Consider the following 18967-nt stretch of genomic DNA (forward strand, 5'->3'; position numbering starts at 1 on the left):
TGCGTCCGGGATACCGTCTTCGCGGGCAAGCGCGCTCCTACACGAGATTGCGCGTTGGTATCACCCGAATCGTGAAACCTGCCTGCCGATGATCGTGCCCACGCTCCGCGTGGGTATGCATCCCCCGACGCTCCGCGTCACCCGTGCTAAACGCCTCGCGGGTCGTTAGAACCGGCCTGCCGGCGTCGGCTTGATCAGCTGCAGTTGCTGGCGATAGTCATCGGTAACCTGTCGGGCCTGGCTGTTGCTGGTGATCACGCGCGGGGTGATCAGCACGACCAGCTCGGTGCGTTTCTTGCTTTTACTGGTATTGCCGAACAGCCAGCGCAGGCCCGGAATGCGCCCTAGATAAGGCACCGCCGACACATTGTCGCTGTTGTCCTGTTTGATCAGGCCGCCAAGCAACACGGTTTGCCCGCTCTGCACCGCCACCTGCGTGGACACCGAGCGCGTCGAGATGCGCGGGTTGCCGTTAGTGTCGGTGCCGTTCGCGTCGTTGGCGTCGCTGACCTGCTGCTGAATGTCCATGTACACCAGGCCACCCGGATTGATCCGCGGCACGACGTCGAGGATGACGCCGGTCTGCACGTATTCGACGCTGCTGAGGGTAGTGCCCGAGGTGTTGGTATTGACCGTGGTCTGGCTGATCGGGATGTTGTCGCCGACCTGGATCTGCGCCTGCTGGTTGTTCATCACCACCAGCGACGGCGCCGACAGCACCTGCGTGCGACCGCTGGTTTCCAGCGCGTGCAGCGCGACCTGCAGGTTGTTGCTGACGAACGAATAAAACAGCGAGTCGGCACCCAAGCCCGCGCCGCCGCCGCCCAGCGCGCCCTGGCTGCCAGGCGCATTGGCCACCGTGGTGCTGCCGGAATTTCCCGCCAGGCGCCCGAGGTACCATTGCACGCCGAGGTCCAGCCCGTCGCTGAGGTTGACTTCAAGAATCCGCGTTTCGATCTGCACCTGCATCGGCGCGTTGTCCAGCCGTTTGATGGCGGCTTCGATTTCATTCCACTGCGCCGGGCGCGTGCGGATCAGCAATTGGTTGCTGCTCTGCTGAGCGGTAATGCGTGTGCTGTCATCCAGCCGCTTGCTGGCGCCCGAGCCGCTGCCGGTCGCATCGCCGCTGTCGCTCTGGCTGCTGTCGGCGCTGTCCTCGGAGGTTTCGCCGTCCTGCTCTTCATCGCCCTGCTGCGCGCCGGCGTGGAAGTTGCCGCTGCCGCCATTGCCGAGCCCGCCGCCCATGCCGCCATTCATCCCGCCGCCCATGCCCGAGCTGCCATTGAGGCCCTGACCGCTCACGCCCATGCCGCCGCTGCTGCCATTGCCACTGCCGTTGAGCGATGACAACGAACGGGTGCGCAGGCCGGGTGCAACCTTGGCCGCGCTGTCGTCCTTGATCTGGCCGTTGCCGTAGATCTGGCGCAGGTACTTGGCGAGGTCCGAGGCTTTCATGTTGCGCACGTCGTAGACGTACATCTGCGGCTCGTTGCCGCCGCCCTCGTCGATGGTGTGAATCCAGTCGCCGACTTCGCTCAGGTAACGCGGCTGCGAGGAAATCGCCACCACCGAGTTGGTCCGCTCGATCGGCAGGAACTTGACCATGCCCGCCAACGGCATGCCGCTGTCCGGGCCGAACATCTTCTGCAGTTCGGGCATCAGTTCGCCGACGCTGGCGCGCTGCAGGCCGTACACCGCGATGGACATGCCCTTGAGCCAGTCCACGTCGAAGGTGTCGATGGTGTCCTGATAGTTGGCGAGCTCATCCGGCGTACCGGCCAGGCTCAGCACGTTGCGCGCCGGATCGACCAGCAGAAACGCGTTGTCGCGGGCAAACGGCTTGAGCAGCTTCTGCATTTCGGTTGCCGAAATGAAGCGCAGCGGGTACAGGCGCGCCGACAGGCCGCTGGAAGGCCGCGCCACCGGCATTTCCGGCACCAGTTTGCCGGCCACTGCCTGATTGGCCGGGAGAATGACGTAGCGGTCGCCCTGGCGGATCATCGCGTTGTCGGTCCACGACAGCAGGGTCTCCAGAATCGACAGCGCCTGCTGCTTGTTCACCGGTTGCGAGGTGGAAAAGCTGACGTCGCCTTTCACCCCCTGATTGATGCTGTAGTTCTCGTGCAGCAGGTCGCCCATGACCGTGTTGATCACCGCTTCGATGGGCTGATTGGCGAAGTTGAAACTGATGTCGCCAGTGGCCGCCGCGGCGCCTTTGTTGCCCGTTGCAACCGGGGCCGGGTTCGAGCCGCGCACGAACGTCTGGTTGCCGCGAATGATCTGCTGCCGTGCCGGCGCAGGCCTGGCGCCCGCGTTGTTCGGGCTCGGTGCTTCGACCGGATCGCTGACCGGGCCTCGCTGCGAACCGGTACCGTTGAGTGCTTCCTGCATCAGGGCCGGGTCGTTTTCAAAACGCTCCGGGGTGGACGCGCATCCGGCCAGCGCCACGGCGGTGGCCAGGCACAACAGGGGGCTGCGCAGACGGGAAAACTCAGGGGTGCGATTGTTCATGGTGTGGGTACGTGTGGAAGAGTAATAGGGGGGACTTGCGACGGCGGCGGAAGGCGCAGCAGGGGCAGGCGCAGTTCGCGGGTCTGGCCCTGATGGCTGAAAGTGGCGCTTTGCGGCGTGACCGAATCCAGGGTCCAGCCGTTGTCCAGCGTGCTGCCGACGGCCAGCTTGAGGCGGCGCTTTTGCGGCAGTTGCAGCAGCACCCAGCGCGACGAGCCGTCAACGATCACGCCGCTCAGGCTGATGCCGTCCAGCGACGAGGCCTGTGCTTTGCCGCTGACCAGATCGGGCTTGCGGTCGGGGCTGAACATCGACTGCTGCCAGGTCAGGGTCAGCGCCTGGGCCGAGAGCGCGGGCAATGCGGCAGGCCCGGCAGCCACAGCGGTTTCACGGGCTGCGCTGGCTGGCAACCAGTCTATGTCCTGACCGGCGCCCATGCTCAGGCTGACCGCCGCAGCGGCCAGCAGCGCAGTGGCGACGCCAAGGGTGAGACTCAAGGTGTCGAACTTCATGCGTCAGGCGCCTCGCTCTCTGAGGATTCATCGGGCTCATCAGGCTGATCGGCTTGATCCGCTTGATCCGCTTGATCCGCCTGATCGGGCGGTGACGCGCTCTGCGCCTCGCCTCTCGCTTCGGCAGCCTGAGCTTTGTGCGGCGCTGCTTGTTGCAGATAACCGCGCAGCAGCAGGTGCACCTGCAAACGTCCGGCACCGCCGGAGGCAGGGGCCGAGGTCGCACGGCGAATGCTCAGGTTGTCGACGAACAGAAACGGCTGACCGTATTCAAGGTCATGCAGCAACGTCACCAATGGCTCCATGGCACAGTCCAGGGTCAGGCTGACCTTCACCTGGCGGTACGGCTCGGCGCTGTCGCGTTCGGGGGTGATCGGCATGCGCTGGGTGACCTGGCAACCGGGGCCCTGATCGGCGTGGGCCTTGACCAGGTCCAGACTGCGCTGCATCAGGTCGGCGGCCACGGCGCTCGGGTCTTCACCCGGCAACAGGCTGCTGCGGCTCGACGGATCGCGGCGGGCCGCCTGCAACTGCTGCTCAAGGCGGTCACGTTGAGCGAGCGCGCCGGCATAGCGTTGCTCCTGGTGGCGCAGGGTGTCGGCCTGCTCCTGCAGGTCGCTCAACGGGTCGAGAAACCAGCTTTGTACCAGCAACCACCAGGCGGCCCACAGCACCAGCGCCAGGGCGATCAGCGCGGCACCACGGCGCTCAGGTGGGGTCAGTTCACGGCGCATTGGCGGTCTCCTTGCGCAACTGGGCGCGCAGCGAGAAACGCTCTTTGCCGGTCTGTGCATCGGGCTGAATGATCCCCTGGAACTGCGCATCGCTGAGGGTGCGGCAGTCTTTCATGCGGCCGATAAGGGCACTCGCCTTGGCGCTCTGACCGGTGATCGACACGCTGCCGCCGTCGGCGATCTCCAGCTGCTCGACCCAGGTGTCGGCGCCCAGGCAACCGGTGAGGTCGGCGAGGACGCTGGAGGTGGTCGGTTGCGCAGCCTTTTGCTGGGCCAGATAGCGCGCGGCGCCCTGGGTGTTGTTGAGCTCGCGACGCAGGTTCTGTACCGCCTGCACCTGGGAACGTTGTTCGTCGACGTGCGCTTGCATCGCCTCGACCCTGGCCGTGCGCGCATCCAGCCACAGCACCATGCACGTCAGCAGCAAGACGCCACACGCCACTGCGAGAAAACGCGGCAGGCGTGCCGAGCCCGCAGCGGCCGGCTTCATGTCGGCGGGCAGCAGATCAACGTTCAGCCGTTCGCCGTTGGCGTGGCGTGCATCCACCGCATACAGCGACAGGCCTTGCTCGCGGCAGCTGTTGATGATCGGCTGCAGACGCTCACGCAGTATCGCCACCAGCAGCACCTGCGCCAGGGTCTTGCCCTTACCGGTCACCCGGGCCACGTACTGCATCTGCTCGCGCGGGTAGGGCGTGTACTTGTCCAGTTCAAAGCCCACCACGCTGTGCAGATCGCGCAGCGCGGCCAGCGGCAATTGCAGCGGCTGCGCCAGCACCATGCTCGCCGGCAGCATGAGGATCAGACGCTCGCCGGTCATCGGTGGCAGCGCTTCCGGCAAGGGCCAATCGAGCAGCCGTACCCGCACCTTGGGCATCAACCGTGCGCGCACATTGGCCGGCAGCATCGCCTGCAACTCCTGCAGCCAGGCCTGCCACAACTGTTGCGCCGGGCTGTCGCGCCACTGATTGCGCACGCGGGCCTGCAAGGGCGCGAGTTGCTGTAAAAATGATTGCTTCATTCTTGCCAACGCAGAACGCGATACGGTCGCGCTCCCTCCTTCGATGGGTTCAATAACAACGTGACGTTGAGCGTCGTGGTGTAACCGCCGGGCAATGTCGCCTGGCTTTGAATGCTGATGACCGGGCCTGCGTCTTCTGTGGCCGGGCCCGCTTGCGGCAGGCCCAGCGCGCGCCGCAGCCAGGGCGACGCCATGCGCGCGTCGGGTGCGGTCTGCCCGCTCCACAAGGTCACGTGCGGGCTGGCGCACTGATACAACGGCTGGCCGATGCCTGGCAGTTCGCGCACCTCCTCGACCATGCGCAGCGGCGCCCGACCACCGCCGCGGCGCTGCTCCAGGCCCTGGGCAACCTCTGCCGCCAGCCCCGGAGCCGCGCCGCACGCCACCAGCAGACGGGCGAACGACTCGGCCGGGGCGGCGTTGAGGTCGAGCTTGCCGGTCTCGCTGCCCAGGCTCACCGCCAGCGCGGCGTCGTCGAAGCGCAAACCGTGGGGCTGACCGTCAGCCTTCCAGTGACGCGCCGGGTCGCGGTCCAGTTGCGCCAGGACCGCCATGCCGATGCCAGCTTCAGCCGCCAGCACGGCTTGCGTGTGCTGGCGCTGCCAGAGCGCCTGGCGATTCTGCAAATGCACCCAGCCGAGCAGACCGGCGAGCAGGGTGCTGAGCAGTGCCAGCACCCACAACACCAACAGCAGCGCCACGCCTTTTTGCCGAGGCTCATTCATAACGTGTGCGCCTCCCCAGACAGGTCCAGGCGCAGGTTGACGCTTTGTAACGGCCACGGCACCGGCCCTGCCAGCTGCGCGTCGATGCGCACGCTGACCGGCAGGCGCCCCGGCCATGGCCAGCGGTCCAGCCACGCCGTTGATTCGCCGGTGGGCGACACGCCGCGATAACTCAATTGCAGCGACCGCACGTTATGCAACAGCACTTGAGGCTCTTCGGCGGGCAACAGGCCCTGACCGCGCAAGCGCTCCAGGCTGATCTGCAACCGCTGACCGGGTGCCAGCGTCACACTGTGCCGGTACAAACCACCGCCCAATGTCGCGGGCAGCGGCGCATAAAAACGCATGGCCTGGGCGTCGCCCTCGAACACCGGCGCCTGGCCGGGCTCAGATCCGCCGGCCGCCAGTGGTAGCGCTTGACCGATCGCGCTGCGCAAAAAGTTCTGCGTCGAACGTATCTCATCGAGCCGCGTGCTGTAGCGCTCGGCCTTGGCCATGGCCCGATTGGCCCCGGTGATCGCGGCGCCGACCATGGTCAGCAGCACGCCGAGCAGGCTCAGCACCACCAGCACTTCGAGCAAGGTGAAACCCTGGCTTCGGCGCGTCATTGACCGGCACCCGAACCGGCACTGCGCACTTGCAGGCTGCTGTAGTGGGCGCGGCGCGCACCGTCGCTCACTTCCAGATCCAGTCGCCATGCGCTCGCGGGCGCATTGCCACGGGGCAGGGAGCTGACGTCCATCTGCCAGTTCACGCCGCTCCACTTGCCCTCGGTGCGACCGGGCTGCAACCGACCAGCGCTGGCTTCATCCATCAGCGAGCGTGCCGCAAGACTCAAGCGATCGCTGCGCTGCGCCTGCTGTAACGCGCGCGCGCTCTGCCCGAAAGCCACCACCAGCACGCTGCTGCACACCGCCAGGACGGCGAGGGCGGCGAGCATTTCCAGCAAAGTGAAACCGCGCTGACGACTCAATTGAGGGTGCGCAACTGAACGTTGCCGGTCAGCCAGTTAACGTCGACCCGCCAGTGCTTATCGCCGCGTGCCAGCAGCAGGTGGCCGCCGCTGGAGCCGCCGTCGGGGTAGAACTCGAACGCCGAGCCCAGGCCGTCAGCGGTCTGTAATTGCACGCGCATGTCGGCAGGCAGTTGCACGGCTTTCAGGTGCGGGCCCTGCAAACGACCGTTGCGCAGATCAAAGCGGGTCTGCGCCGGCTGACCGCTGACGATTGCCTGCACTCGCGCGGCGCGCAGTGACTGCACCACTTCGCTCAAGGCGCGACGCTCGCCTGCCGACTGCAAACCGCGACCCACGCCAAAGCTCACCAGGCCGACGCTGATGCCGATCAAGACGATCACCACCAGCAATTCGAACAGGGTGAAACCGCGGGCGCGGGGCAGGGCGTGCATGTTATTCCCAGTTGCCGATGTCGGCCTTGTAGCCGTCACCGCCAGGCTGCCCGTCCTGACCGAAAAAGATCAGGTCAAAGCTGCCGTGCTCACCCGGGTAGCGATAGCCGAATGCGTGACCGAACGGGTCTTTCAGGTCCGAAGGTTTGGCATACGGGCCGGCCCAGCCGCTGGCATTGGCCGGCTTGCTGACCAGTTGCTGCAGATTGGCCGGCGGCGTGCCGACGTCCAGGCCATAGCTTTCGATTTTCATGCCCAGGCTGGCGAGTTGTGCCTTGCCCGCGCCGTATTTGCCCTTGTCGACGTTGCCGCCGACCTGACGCACGACGATGGTGGCGACAATGCCCAGCAGCACGATCACGGCGAGCATTTCCAGCAGGGTGAAACCGCCCTGGCGACGGCCTTGGGCAGCGTTGAATCGTGGCATGTGTAGTTCCTCAAATGTTACTGGTAAGGCTCATCAGCGGCAGCATGATGGCGAGCATGATCACCGCCACCATCACGGCCATGACGACGGTGAGGCTGGGCACCAGGGCGGCGAGCAGACGGTCGATGCCGCGCTTGGCCTCGACGTCGAACACGTCGGCGACTTTCAGCAGCATCCCGTCCAGATTGCCGGCCTGTTCGCCGACTTCGATCATCTGCAGGGCCAGCTCCGGCAGCAGCGGCTGTTCGCCGAACGCCTGCGCCAGCGTGGCGCCGCCCTTGACCCACTCAGTGGCCTGCTCGACTTGAGCGCGCAGGGCGTAGTTGCCGCAGACCTGACGGACGATGGTCATCGCCTGCAACAAGGCGACGCCGTTGCTGAGCAAGGTGCCCAGGGTTCGCGCCAGACGCGCGGCTTCGATCCGCTGCAACAGCGGGCCGATAACTTTGATGAACAGCAGGCGCCGGTCGTGCCGTTGCCGGCGTTGCGGATCGCGGCGCAGCACCGCCACGCCCCAGATCAGCGCGACGATGGAGCCGAGCAACAGCAGGCCATAGGCGCTGAGAAATTCGCCCAGCCACAAAATGGCTTGGGTAATAAACGGGATCGGCACGCCCAGATCGCGGAAGATCGGCACGAACTGCGGCACCACGTAGGCCAGCAGCAAGGCCAGGGAACCGAGCACGCCGACCACCAGAAAGATCGGGTAGATCAGCGCGTTGATGACTTCGCCGCGCAGCATCTGGCTGCGCTCCAGGTAATCGCTGAGCTGGCGCAGGGTGTTTTCCAGCGAACCGCCGGCTTCACCCGCGCGCACCATGCTGATGTAGAGGCTGGAGAACTGGCCGTGCTCTTCTTCCAGCGCCTGGCTCAGCGGCTTGCCGGCTTTGACCTGTTCGCGAATCCGTTCCAGCAGCGCCTGACGCTTGGGTTCGTGGGTCTGCTTGAGCAGGATGGTCAGGGCGCGTTCCAGCGGCTGACCGGCACCGAGCAGGGTCGCCAGTTGCTGGGTGAAGCTGACCAGCGCCGCGCCGTTCATGGCGCCCCGGCGCATGGCCGCGCGCAAGCCGCTGTTGGCACTGGCCTCAAGGCCCAACAGCAACAAGCCACGCTTCTGCAAGATGGCGGTCGCGGCGGTTTCATCGGCCGCTTCGAGGGTGCCGTGCTGCGCAACGCCGTCGGCGTCCAGGGCGCGGTATTTGAAATGAGCCATGGTCAGTCGCCACGCGTGACGCGCAGCACCTCCTCAAGTGAGGTAACACCGGCCACGGCCTGACGCAGGCCTTCTTCATAAAGTGTGCGCAGGCCGCCACGCCGGGCGGCCTGCTCCAGCGTTGCAGCATCGGCTTGACGCATCAGCAGCCCGCGCAGTTCTTCGTTCATCACCAGTAATTCGGTGATCGCGCTGCGGCCGTGATAGCCGCCGCCGGGCAATTCGCTGGCGGGGCGATAGAGGATGATCGGGCGCTGCTCGGTGAAACGGTCCAGGCCATGCTCGGCCACCAACTCGGGGGGTGCTTCGAAGGCGACGCGCGTCAGCGGATCAAGCCTTCGCACCAGCCGTTGGGCCAGGATGCCTTTAACGGTGGACGCGATCAGGTAGCTTTCCACACCCATGTCCAGCAACCGCGTGATACTCGCTGCCGCGCTGTTGGTGTGCAGCGTCGACAGCACGAGGTGACCGGTCAGCGACGATTGAATGGCAATGCGGCAGGTTTCCAGGTCGCGCATCTCACCGATCATGATCACGTCCGGGTCTTGCCGGACGATGGAGCGCAGGGCCCCGGCAAAATCGAGACCGATGGCCGGCTTGACCTGAATCTGGTTGATCCCTTCAAGCTGGTACTCGACCGGGTCTTCAACGGTAATGATCTTGCGCTCGGCGGTGTTGAGCCGCGACAGCGCGGTATACAGCGTCGTGGTCTTGCCGGAACCGGTAGGGCCGGTGACCAGCAGAATGCCGTGGGGATTTTCCAGCACGTCGAGGAAGTTCTGCAGCCGCTCGCCGTCCATGCCCAGGCTGGGGAAGTCGAAACTGACGGTCTGCCGGTCCAGCAGACGCATCACCACCGACTCGCCGAAACTGGTGGGCACCGTGCTCACCCGCAGGTCGAGTTCCTTGCCCTGGATGCGCAGCATGATGCGGCCATCCTGGGGCAGGCGACGCTCGGCGATGTCGAGCCGGGCCATGATCTTCAGTCGCGAAATGATTGCCGCCGACGAGCTGGACGGCGGCGCTTCGGCTTCGTGAAGCACGCCGTCGATGCGATAGCGCACCTTCAGCTGGCTTTCAAACGGCTCTATATGAATGTCGGAAGCGCGCTGCTCAACTGCACGTTGCAGGATCAGGTTGACCAGCCGGATCACCGGCGCCTCGGAGGCGAGGTCCTTGAGGTGCTCGATGTCTTCTTCGGTTCCGCCGTGCTCGTCGAGAGTCTCGATCAACGAGCCCATCGCCGAACGGCCCTGTCCATATAAACGCTCGATCAGTGCGTCGACCTCACTGGCAGCGCCCACCGACACGTAGACCGGCGCCTGACAGGCATACGCCACGGCGTCCAGCCCATAGGCATTGCCCGGGTTGGCCGCCAGCACATGCACGCCGTCCGCATGGGTGCCGATGGGCAGCAAGCGGTAGTGCCGCAAAAAGCGCTCGCTGAGCTCCGGCAGGGCCTCGCCGGACAGCGAGAGATTTTCCGACAGCAGCAGCGGCGCTTGCAGGGCAGCGGCCCAGGCCCGGGCGAGATCGAGTTCGGACACCAGGCCCAGACGCGTCAGCAATTCGGTGAGCGAACTGCCTTCCGACTCGAGGGCCAGACGCTGTGCCCGCTCCAGATCACCTGCCTTGAGCCCGGCGTTTGCCAACAGCCACGCGCACAGCGCTTCAACAGAATGCGCGCTGAGTTGTTGGCTATTGATAGGAGACAGGTTAATGGACACAGCACCGGTTCAAATAATAAGAGGCCTCTCACGAGACCTCTTGGGTTAATTAAAAACGTTGAATGCAATAACTAAGCGTTGCTGCGTTAGTTTGTCGCAGACGAACTATTGGCTGTCGGACGACCGCGCTTGTTTTCGTCAGCCTGGTTCTGCTTCGTGGACTTCTTCACCGCTTTGGCGTCTTGGGCCTGGGTCATGACGGTGGAGTCCGGTGCGCCGGAAATGGTTTCCTGAGTGTCGGAGTCTGCGGCCATGCTGGCGGTTGCAAACGACAGGGTCAGTGCGGCGATAGCGCCCAGTACTGGCAGTTTCATGTGATGTTTCTCCAATGTTCTTCAGGGGTAAGAAGTGATCGCCGCGCTGGCCTTCAGCGCGAAATCGCCACCCGGTCCGGGGTGAAATGCCCGGATCCACGGGGTCCGGGGCGACGATTCGTAAAAATTGCTAAACCTACAGACCTATAGGTTTAGCGAGAGTTCAGTGGGTGTATCAAAAAATGTCGAGTTTGTATTCGGATGATTTTTTTGTTTGACATCAATTGAAAACAATTGCCTTAATTTAAACGTCTCGGGCATCGCTCGTGCAGTTCGGTGGCTCATTGCCATAAATGTAAGTTATAGAAGATCATATCGCCCACACTTATTATCCGGTTGTTACGTCACTTTTCGTTGGTCGATGTTTCCATTTGAAACTTCGGTATAGGCTGAGTATCGCCTGAAACAAAGGGCTGTGGCGTGTCAACTGCGACAAATGAGCGCGGGCGGTATCTGGAGAGCGTCCCCCCATGCGAAATCGTAAAACTTTCGGTGCCCACTCGGCACTGGCTTTGTTGAGCCTGGCCATCTGCCACGCCAACGCAGCCGACACCACCACCCAAGAGCAACTGGCTGCCAAAGAACTGCGCGCTGACAAAGCAGCAGAAAAAACCCTGGCCAAGATGACCCAGGAAGAAAAGCTGGCCTACATCGGCGGTATCGGCGGCTGGGACGTCAAGCCGCTTTCACAGTATGGCGTTCCGCAGATCCATGGCGCTGATGGCGGCGCAGGCATCCGTTACACCAGCGAAGGCAACGATCCGGGCGTGGTCTATCCGTCCGGTCCGAACCTGGCCGCTACCTTCAACCCGCGTCGCGCCATCGATTTCGGTCGCGCACTGGGCTACGACACCGCCAGCGGCGGTTATCAGTTCGTCACAGGTCCGGGCATGAACCTGTACCGCATGCCGTGGAGCGGACGCGCTTTCGAATACCTCTCCGGTGAAGACCCGTTCCTGGGCGCCAGCCTGGGTCCAGCGGTCATCAACGGTATCCAGCAGCGTCGCGTCTGGGCAGAAGCCAAGCACTACGCCGGTAACGACCAGGAAACCAACCGCTTCATCCTCAATCAGGTGATGCCGGAACGCGTACTGCGCGAGATGACCCTGCCGCCGTTCGAATCCGCGTCCAAGAACGGCACCGTGGCGATGATGATGTGCTCGTTCCAGAAGGTGAACGGCGAATATGCGTGCGAGAACAAGCACCTGATCGCTGACATCCTGAAAAAGGAATGGGGCTTCAAGGGCCTGGTACAGAGCGACTACAACGCCGTGGTTCACGGTCTGCCTGCTGCACAGGCCGGTACCGACCTGGACATGATGGGCGGCCAGATGAACAGCCGCGTGCTGAAGCCGTATCTGGACAGCGGCGAGCTGGACATGGCGACCGTGGACGACAAAGTCCGCCGCATCCTGAAAAACATCTACCTGTACCAGTTCGACAAGTTCGCGCCGCTGACTACGCACAACATGAACAGCGCCACCAGCAACAAGGTCGCCCTGAACATCGCTCGCGAAGGCATCGTGCTGCTGAAAAACCAGGGCGACGTGCTGCCGCTGGACAAGAACAAGGTCAAGCGCATCGCCGTCGTGGGCGATCTGGCCAAGTACGCGCCGCCGACCGGTTTCGGCAGTGCTCACGTTGATGCCACGCGTTACATCAGCGAGCTGAGCGGTTTGCGTCAAATGGCACCGGGTGCCAAGGTCGAGTTCCTCGACACCCTGTCCCTCGACCCGACAGCCATGCACTGGACCACCACCGACAGCAAAGGCAACAGCGTCGCTGGCATGAAGACCGAGTACTTCAACAACGCCACCTGGTCCGGCGACCCATCGGCCACCCAGATCGACACGTACGTTAATCTGGACTGGTCCACCGACACCGTGCCGAGCAATGGTGACACCGCCAACACCTCGATTCGCTGGAGCGGTCAGGTCACCCCGACCATCAGCGGCGACCAGGTCTTCAAAGTGCGTGCCGACGGCGCCGTGCGTCTGTGGGTCAACGGCGAGAAGGTCATCGACAACGGCGACGGTGAGAACATCACCAACAAGAGCATTCCGCCGACCATCCCTGTTTCCGGCAAGATCAAGCTGGAAGCCGGCAAAGCCTACGACGTGAAGCTTGAGTACTCGCGCCGTGACGGCTACCTGTCGACCATGGGCGGCCTGGTGGGCGTGCAGCTGTCGACCGCGTCTCTGACTGCACCTTCTGACCTGTCGCAGTACGACGCGGTCGTGGTTGCCGTGGGTAACAGCGCCGAATACGAAGGTGAAGGTTTCGACCACAGCTTCGATCTGCCTGAGTACCAGAACGAGCTGATCCAGAACATTGCCAAGGCCAACCCGAACACCGTGGTGACCATGCACGGCGGTACCGCGCTGAAAATGGGCGACTGGATCGATCAGGTTCCGGCTGCGCTGCACGCGTTCTACCCGGGTCAGAACGGTGGTCAGGCCCTGGCCGAGATCCTGTTCGGCAAGGTCAACCCGTCGGCCAAGCTGCCGATCAGTATCGAGCGCAACATCGAAGACAATCCGCTGTACAAGGACTTCCCGAACTTCGACAACACTCGCACCAAGGTCAAGGAAATCAGCTACGCCAACGACCTGACCATGCTCGGCTACCGTGGCTACGACAAGACCAACACCAAACCGCTGTTCGCGTTCGGTCACGGCCTGTCGTACACCCAGTTCACCTACAACAACATCTCGGTCACCCCGGGCGTTGCAGTGGGCAACACGCCGATCAAGGTCTCGTTCGACCTGACCAACAGCGGCAAGCGTGCCGGTTCCGAAGTCGCCGAGCTGTACGTCGGCCAGCAGAACCCGAAAGTCGAGCGCGCCGTCAAGGAGCTCAAGGGCTACAAGAAGGTCTTCCTGCAGCCGGGCGAAACCCGTCGCGTCACCATCGAACTCAACGACCGTTCGCTGGCGTACTTCGACGAGGCGAGCAAGCAGTGGGTGGTCGATGCCGACACCTTCAACATCAGCCTGGGCTCGGCCTCGGACGACATCCGTCTGAATGCCAAGCTGGTTAACTCGTTCCGTCAGGAACTGTCGACCACCACCAGCAACCCGCTGCCACGTTCGGCGCTGAACTCGGTCAAAGTGACCTTGCCGGCAGTGAAGACCGGCGGTGTGTTCGATCAGAGCGAGAACGTCGACGCAGGCAACGGCAACACCGACTACGACGGCAACACCGAGTACTGATTGACCGTGAAGGACGAGGGCTGATTGACCCGCCTGCGCCGGGGCTGTGTTCCGGGGCAGGCATCAGGGCCTGAGTCAGTGACATGAAAGAGGCGATCCAGCCAGCTGGATCGCCTCTTTTTTTATGCGCGGATCTCGCGTTCGACCTGAGCCATGTAGCTGTCGAAACGCTGCACCAGATCTACGGTTTCCGGGAAGCGCAGCCATTGCAGCTGCAGCCCGTCCATCATCGCCAGGATCTGGTGGATGATCGCGTCCAAGTCCACATCCCCACGCACTTCGCCGGTGGCCACCAAGTGGTCGAGCCGGGCACGCATGCGCCCGTGAATAGTGACGTAACGGGACTGAAACCATTCCCAGCCCGGATGGCTGTCCACCAGACTTTCGGCGTTGAGCATGCTGAAGGCGCGAATCACACCCGGCGCCGTTGCGTTGGACCGGTTGATCTGGCGCAAGCCACTCACAAAGCCCTGCAGCGTTGGCTCGCTGTGCAGGCTGCTCACCACCTTGTGGTTAACCTCGTCGCGGCGCGCCAGCACACCCATCAGCAGGGCTACCTTGTTCGGAAAATGATGCAGCACGCCGGCGACGGAGATGCCGACCAGATCGGCGATGCGGGCAATGGAGGCGCCGGTGTAGCCCTCCAGCGAAAACAGTTGCAGTGCGGCGTCGAGCAGTTCTTCGCGGCGCTTTTCACCCTTGGGTGCCCGGCGCGTGCGGGGCAATGTGTCTGACGAATTTCCTGTCATCGGGTTTACCTGGCGCCTCCATGATTTGCAGGTGTCGTTGGGTTTCGGCAGGGCTGTCGCGACGGCGGCTGGCGGCCTTGCAGGAGGGCAAGGATGCAGCCAGTCGCGAGGGTGCAGAAACGGCACGCCCTGTTTAAGGGGGCGACCGTTTTTTGGCAAGCAAAAACTGACGACTGCCTGCGCGCGGCAAGCCTGCCCGCCGTTCGGCTGTGCGCGGTCCAGAAAGTGGGAACTCCCGCAGCGCGCGCCTCTCCGTTGATGTAACCGCCTTATGAAGAGGATCCATTGTGAACGACCAAGCCAGTCCCGGAGTTGCCTACCTTATTGAATGTGCCGAGGAGACGACCATCGATTCTCGCCTGTTTGCCATCTATGAAGCCCTTGCCGAGGCGGGCGGGCTCATTCCTCAGGAATACTTGATCAAGGTCGCTCGCGAGACCCCGGTCGGGCCCAAGCAGCAGTTGTTGATCCGACTCATCGGCAGGGCCAGCCGCGCGCAGATTCATTGAGTGATCGGTGTATGACGCTGCATGCCCACGGCTTTTCAGCCCACCCCTCAAGGCTCGGAGCGCTTGCCGCGTCGGCATCGCTCCGAGCAATAACGAACCTCGTCCCAGCAGCGCGCCCATTTCTTGCGCCAGGTGAACGGCAGCCCGCATACCGCGCAGGTCTTGACCGGCAGTTCGCTCTTTTTCACAACGCCTCCCCGGCGTCGAGCCGGCTCAGCAGCGTTTCGCCCCGCTGCCACAGCGCGTCCTGTTTGGCTGCGTCCATCCGGTCGAGATTCTTGTACACCATGACCATGCGCTGGTTATCGCGCAGCACGTTGCCGTGGCGCATCACGAAATGCCAATACAGCGCGTTGAACGGGCACGCGTCATCGGTGGTGCTCTCGGTGACCTTGTAAGCGCAGCCGCCGCAGTAATCGGACATGCGCTTGATGTATTGGCCGCTGGCGCAATAGGGCTTGGAGCCGAGGTAGCCGCCGTCCGCGTGCATGACCATGCCCAGCGTGTTCGGCAGTTCGACCCAGTCGTAGGCATCCATGTAGATGGCCAGGTACCACTCGCAGACCTGCCTGGGTGCTATGCCGGCCAGCAGGGCGAAGTTGCCGGTCACCATGAGCCGCTGGATGTGATGGGCGTAGGCGTGTTTGAGGCTCTGCCCGATGGCCTGGCGCATACAGTTCATGCGGGTCTGCCCGGTCCAGTAAAACTCGGGCAGCGCGCGGGTGTTGCCGAAGGAATTGCCTTCGGCATAGTCCGGCATCTTCAGCCAGTAGACACCGCGCACGTATTCCCGCCAGCCGATCAGTTGGCGGATAAAACCCTCCGCCGCGTTCAACCCGACGCTGCCTGACCAATACGCAGACTCCACGTCGCTGCACAGCTGGCGCAGGTCGAGCAGGCCGATATTCAGCGCCGCACTGATGCGCGCGTGGAACAGGTACGGCTCGTCGATGGCCATGGCGTCCTGATAATCACCGAAAGCGGCCAGGCCGTAATCCAGAAAATACTGCCAGAGGGCCTGCGCGTCGGTGTGAGTCACCGGGTAATCGAAGCCTTCCAGCGAGCCGTAATGGCTGGCAAAACGCTCGCCGACCAGCGTCAGGACTTCGTGAGTGATGGCGTCAGGGGCGAAGCGTGCGGGGTAGGGCGCCATGACTTTTTTCGGCAGCGCCTTACGGTTATCAGCGTCGAAATTCCATGCACCACCGACGGGGGAGCCATCGTTATTGAGCAGCAGCCGCTGTTTGCGCCGCATCTCGCGGTAGAAGAATTCCATGCGCAGCTGGGGTTTGCCGCTGGCCCAGGCTGCAAATTCGGCGCGCGAGCAGAGGAAACGACTGTCGCTGTGCCAGGTGATGGGCAGGCCACTGGTCTTGATGGCGTGTTCCAGACGCCAGTCGCCGCATTCGGTGGCGTGGATTTCTTCGGCTTGCAGCGACGCGTGCCAGCGCTGCAGTTCACCCGGCACCGACCCGGTGTTCAGTGGATCGTCGAGTGTGACGTACTGCACCAGGATGCCGCGCTGTTGAAGCGCCTGGGCGAAATGGCGCATGGCACTGAAGATCAGGGCGATTTTTTGAGGGTGATGGCCGACATGGGTGGCTTCCTCCATGACTTCGACCATCAGGACGGCGTCGCGTCTGGGATCAAGGTCGGCGAGGGAAGCGAGGTCAAAAGACAGTTGGTCGCCGAGCACCAGGCACACGCGGCGCACGGGCATCATTCGTGTGAGCCTGACAGCCACGACGGCATGCCGGGTGGTGAAGGCGCGACTGGCAGGGCGATGAGCTCGGACACGTTATTCCTGGACGTTCGAAGGACGCCCGCCGCTGGTCAGCCCAGCGGCGTATGGCGTCGAGAATAGTGGCGGTGGACGGCGGCGCTGGGGATTAGCCCGCGACGTGGCGTTTGACGCACTGCATCAGACCCTGCAACGGTCCGGACTCGATCGGCGCCGGTACGCACACCGTGCGCTCCCGGTCGCCTTCGCTGATGGTCAGCGTGTAATGCTGCATGCCACGCAGCGAGCGGGCCGGACGGCGGCCTTCAGGCAATGCGAAGAATTCGGACGCGGCCACCAACTGCCGCAGCTCCTGCTGATCACATTCGGGCAGGGCGTCCACTTCAATGGTGTTGGGCTTGTTCAAACCCGGGAAGTAGGCGACCCCGCCGCTTTCACTGAATGAGATACGCATGTTCGCGGTTCCTCCGGGTGACTCCTCGTCGCGGCGGGTCATTGTGCGTTGATGCCCACGGCCGCCCAACCTTCTTTTACCGCGTTTTGTGCTGCTTCGCCTACACCGTACAGCCGGCCGGCGACGTCGTGGGTAATCCGCGCAAAACGCACGAAGCCGGTGTTGGGGCGCAGCCGCGAATCGCGCAGTGCGTCATACCAGATGCGCCCGGCCTTCTCCCATGCATGCCCGCCGAGGCGTGTTGCGACCTGGTAGAACGCATGATTGGGGATGCCGGAATTGATGTGGACGCCGCCGTTGTCATCATAGGTGTGGACGAAGTCGTCCATGTGACCGGGCTGCGGGTCTTTGCCCAGCACCTTGTCGTCGAAGGCAGTGCCGGGCGCTTTCATCGATCGCAGGGCGCTGCCGGTGATCTTGTCGGTGAACAGCCCTTCGCCGATCAGCCAGCTGGCCTGCCGGGCGGTTTGTTTCAGGGCGTACTGCTTGATCAGCGAGCCGAACACGTCCGACATCGATTCGTTCAGCGCGCCGGCCTGGTTGAAGTAGACCAGCCCGGCTTCGTCCTCGGTGACGCCGTGGGCGAGTTCGTGGCCGATCACGTCGAGGGCGATGGTGAAGCGGTTGAACAGCGACTGGTCGCCGTCGCCGAACACCATCTGCGCGGAGTTCCAGAACGCGTTGTTGTAGCCCTTGCCGAAATGCACGGTGGCGTCGAGGGCCATGCCGGCATCGTCGATGGAGTTGCGTTCATAGACTTCGGAGAAGAAATCGAAGGTGGCGCCCAGCCCGTCATAGGCTTCGTCAACGGCCACGTCGCCGCTGACCGGCTGGCCTTCGCCGCGAACCAGAGTGCCGGGCAGGGTTTCGCCGCCATCTGCGGTGTAGATCGAGCGACGCTTGCCGGTCAGCGCAGTGGCGGCGAGATGAACCAGGCGCCGATCAGGCTGGGCGCTCAGGCGCAGTGACCGAAAGGTGTTGTCCTTGGCCCGGGTGCGCAGGGCGGCTTCGCGTTGGGCTTTATTGCCGTTGCGTGCGATCTGATCCAGCAGGTAGGGAGGGATGAGGCAAAGAACAGGGTTTCGGGTGTGGTTCCTGCACATGGACAATGCTCCTGAGTGACCTGTTTCGGGTGGGCGACACGGTTCGGTCTCGCTTTAATCGACAAGTGCGGAGGGTGCGGTGTTCCCCGCTTGCCGTTAGCGGGACCGGCTTTAGCCGGGAAGAGCGTCTGCCTGGGGGCAGACTGTTTCGCCTTCGGCGAGTTACTTGGAAAAATCGAAAGTCGCACCATCCCCAAGTAACCAAGGGTGTCTGCTCCTGGCTTGGTTCCTCCTGCGTCGGAATACCCTCACTCCGACGAGGCTCCGTGGGCCCGCGCCGAACGGACATCCCTGTCCTGACGGCGCTCTCGCCGCATCCATGCGGCTCGGCCCACTGCGCATCGTCTGCGTTCGGCCAGCGCCCAAGTCGCGTTTTGTGTCGTCTGAATGTTATGTGCATGAAGATCAAAAGCAGATCAACAGCTTCCCGGCTGAAGCCGGTCCTACAGTCGGCGCACATCGCACTGGATGTATGCGATTGCTTAGTAGGACCGTTGAGGAAGTCTGGGCGGGAGGATGCGGAGCGTCCGGAGCTGCATTCCCACGCAGAGCGTGGGAACGATCATCAAGTGGGTGATTGAAGAAACGCATTCGCCCTGTAGGAGCGC

18 protein-coding genes and 1 pseudogene are annotated in these 18967 nt (G+C 63.4%); 2 read left to right on the top strand and 17 right to left on the bottom strand.

The window, feature by feature from the left end; genetic code table 11:
- Positions 1 to 165 precede the first annotated feature (165 nt).
- The 12 genes and pseudogenes from gspD to LT42_RS02550 form a co-directional block, all read right to left on the bottom strand.
- Complete coding sequence (gene gspD / locus LT42_RS02495; protein ID WP_037009657.1) at positions 166 to 2511, bottom strand: type II secretion system secretin GspD; 2346 nt, start codon at positions 2509 to 2511, stop codon at positions 166 to 168.
- Positions 2508 to 3023, bottom strand: coding sequence for a DNA utilization family protein (locus LT42_RS02500; protein WP_037009659.1), 516 nt, complete (start codon positions 3021 to 3023; stop codon positions 2508 to 2510). The genes gspD and LT42_RS02500 overlap by 4 nt, the downstream gene beginning before the upstream one ends.
- 143 nt (positions 3024 to 3166) lie before the next feature.
- Positions 3167 to 3757 (bottom strand): annotated as a pseudogene (gene gspM / locus LT42_RS02505) (type II secretion system protein GspM); the annotation flags it as partial.
- Positions 3747 to 4778, bottom strand: coding sequence for a PilN domain-containing protein (locus LT42_RS02510; protein ID WP_037009660.1), 1032 nt, complete (start codon positions 4776 to 4778; stop codon positions 3747 to 3749). The gene LT42_RS02510 and the pseudogene gspM, both read right to left, overlap by 11 nt.
- Positions 4775 to 5503, bottom strand: a complete 729-nt coding sequence (locus LT42_RS02515) for a type II secretion system protein GspK (RefSeq protein ID WP_037009663.1) — start codon at positions 5501 to 5503, stop codon at positions 4775 to 4777. The genes LT42_RS02510 and LT42_RS02515 overlap by 4 nt, the downstream gene beginning before the upstream one ends.
- On the bottom strand, positions 5500 to 6111 hold the full coding sequence (locus tag LT42_RS02520) for a prepilin-type N-terminal cleavage/methylation domain-containing protein (protein ID WP_037009664.1): 612 nt from the start codon (positions 6109 to 6111) through the stop codon (positions 5500 to 5502). The genes LT42_RS02515 and LT42_RS02520 overlap by 4 nt, the downstream gene beginning before the upstream one ends.
- Complete coding sequence (locus LT42_RS02525) at positions 6108 to 6476, bottom strand: type II secretion system protein (RefSeq protein WP_037009666.1); 369 nt, start codon at positions 6474 to 6476, stop codon at positions 6108 to 6110. Before LT42_RS02525 ends, LT42_RS02520 begins: the two co-directional genes overlap by 4 nt.
- A complete protein-coding gene (locus LT42_RS02530; protein WP_037009668.1) occupies positions 6473 to 6910 on the bottom strand; it encodes a GspH/FimT family pseudopilin in 438 nt (145 codons plus the stop codon). The genes LT42_RS02525 and LT42_RS02530 overlap by 4 nt, the downstream gene beginning before the upstream one ends.
- Before the next feature lies 1 nt (position 6911).
- Positions 6912 to 7337 carry a type II secretion system major pseudopilin GspG gene (gspG, locus tag LT42_RS02535; protein ID WP_037009669.1) on the bottom strand — a complete coding sequence of 142 codons (426 nt, stop codon included), beginning with the start codon at positions 7335 to 7337 and terminating at the stop codon, positions 6912 to 6914.
- A gap of 10 nt (positions 7338 to 7347) precedes the next feature.
- Positions 7348 to 8550, bottom strand: a complete 1203-nt coding sequence (gene gspF, locus LT42_RS02540) for a type II secretion system inner membrane protein GspF (protein ID WP_037009672.1) — start codon at positions 8548 to 8550, stop codon at positions 7348 to 7350.
- A 2-nt stretch (positions 8551 to 8552) separates the two neighbouring features.
- A complete protein-coding gene (gene gspE / locus LT42_RS02545) occupies positions 8553 to 10271 on the bottom strand; it encodes a type II secretion system ATPase GspE (protein WP_037012818.1) in 1719 nt (572 codons plus the stop codon).
- A 92-nt stretch (positions 10272 to 10363) separates the two neighbouring features.
- Positions 10364 to 10591 carry a hypothetical protein gene (locus LT42_RS02550; protein ID WP_037009674.1) on the bottom strand — a complete coding sequence of 76 codons (228 nt, stop codon included), beginning with the start codon at positions 10589 to 10591 and terminating at the stop codon, positions 10364 to 10366.
- Between the two features lie 470 nt (positions 10592 to 11061).
- Between LT42_RS02550 and LT42_RS02555 the strand changes: the two genes are divergently transcribed.
- Positions 11062 to 13803 carry a beta-glucosidase gene (locus tag LT42_RS02555; RefSeq protein WP_037009677.1) on the top strand — a complete coding sequence of 914 codons (2742 nt, stop codon included), beginning with the start codon at positions 11062 to 11064 and terminating at the stop codon, positions 13801 to 13803.
- A 122-nt stretch (positions 13804 to 13925) separates the two neighbouring features.
- Here the strand turns inward: LT42_RS02555 and LT42_RS02560 are convergent, their stop codons facing one another.
- On the bottom strand, positions 13926 to 14552 hold the full coding sequence (locus LT42_RS02560) for a TetR/AcrR family transcriptional regulator (protein ID WP_037009678.1): 627 nt from the start codon (positions 14550 to 14552) through the stop codon (positions 13926 to 13928).
- A gap of 287 nt (positions 14553 to 14839) precedes the next feature.
- On the opposite strand from LT42_RS02560, the gene LT42_RS02565 reads away from it, so the two are divergent.
- On the top strand, positions 14840 to 15061 hold the full coding sequence (locus LT42_RS02565; protein WP_037009680.1) for a hypothetical protein: 222 nt from the start codon (positions 14840 to 14842) through the stop codon (positions 15059 to 15061).
- A 47-nt stretch (positions 15062 to 15108) separates the two neighbouring features.
- On the opposite strand, the gene LT42_RS24965 is transcribed toward LT42_RS02565, so the two are convergent.
- The 4 genes from LT42_RS24965 to LT42_RS02580 form a co-directional block, all read right to left on the bottom strand.
- Complete coding sequence (locus LT42_RS24965; RefSeq protein WP_070356507.1) at positions 15109 to 15249, bottom strand: DUF2256 domain-containing protein; 141 nt, start codon at positions 15247 to 15249, stop codon at positions 15109 to 15111.
- Positions 15246 to 16784, bottom strand: coding sequence for a cryptochrome/photolyase family protein (locus LT42_RS02570; protein ID WP_037009683.1), 1539 nt, complete (start codon positions 16782 to 16784; stop codon positions 15246 to 15248). Before LT42_RS02570 ends, LT42_RS24965 begins: the two co-directional genes overlap by 4 nt.
- A gap of 166 nt (positions 16785 to 16950) precedes the next feature.
- Positions 16951 to 17256 carry a protealysin inhibitor emfourin gene (locus LT42_RS02575; protein WP_037009686.1) on the bottom strand — a complete coding sequence of 102 codons (306 nt, stop codon included), beginning with the start codon at positions 17254 to 17256 and terminating at the stop codon, positions 16951 to 16953.
- Positions 17257 to 17294: 38 nt separating this feature from the next.
- Positions 17295 to 18359, bottom strand: coding sequence for a M4 family metallopeptidase (locus LT42_RS02580; protein WP_037009688.1), 1065 nt, complete (start codon positions 18357 to 18359; stop codon positions 17295 to 17297).
- Positions 18360 to 18967 lie beyond the last annotated feature (608 nt).

Source organism: Pseudomonas lutea (genome assembly GCF_000759445.1).
Lineage (GTDB): Bacteria > Pseudomonadota > Gammaproteobacteria > Pseudomonadales > Pseudomonadaceae > Aquipseudomonas > Aquipseudomonas lutea.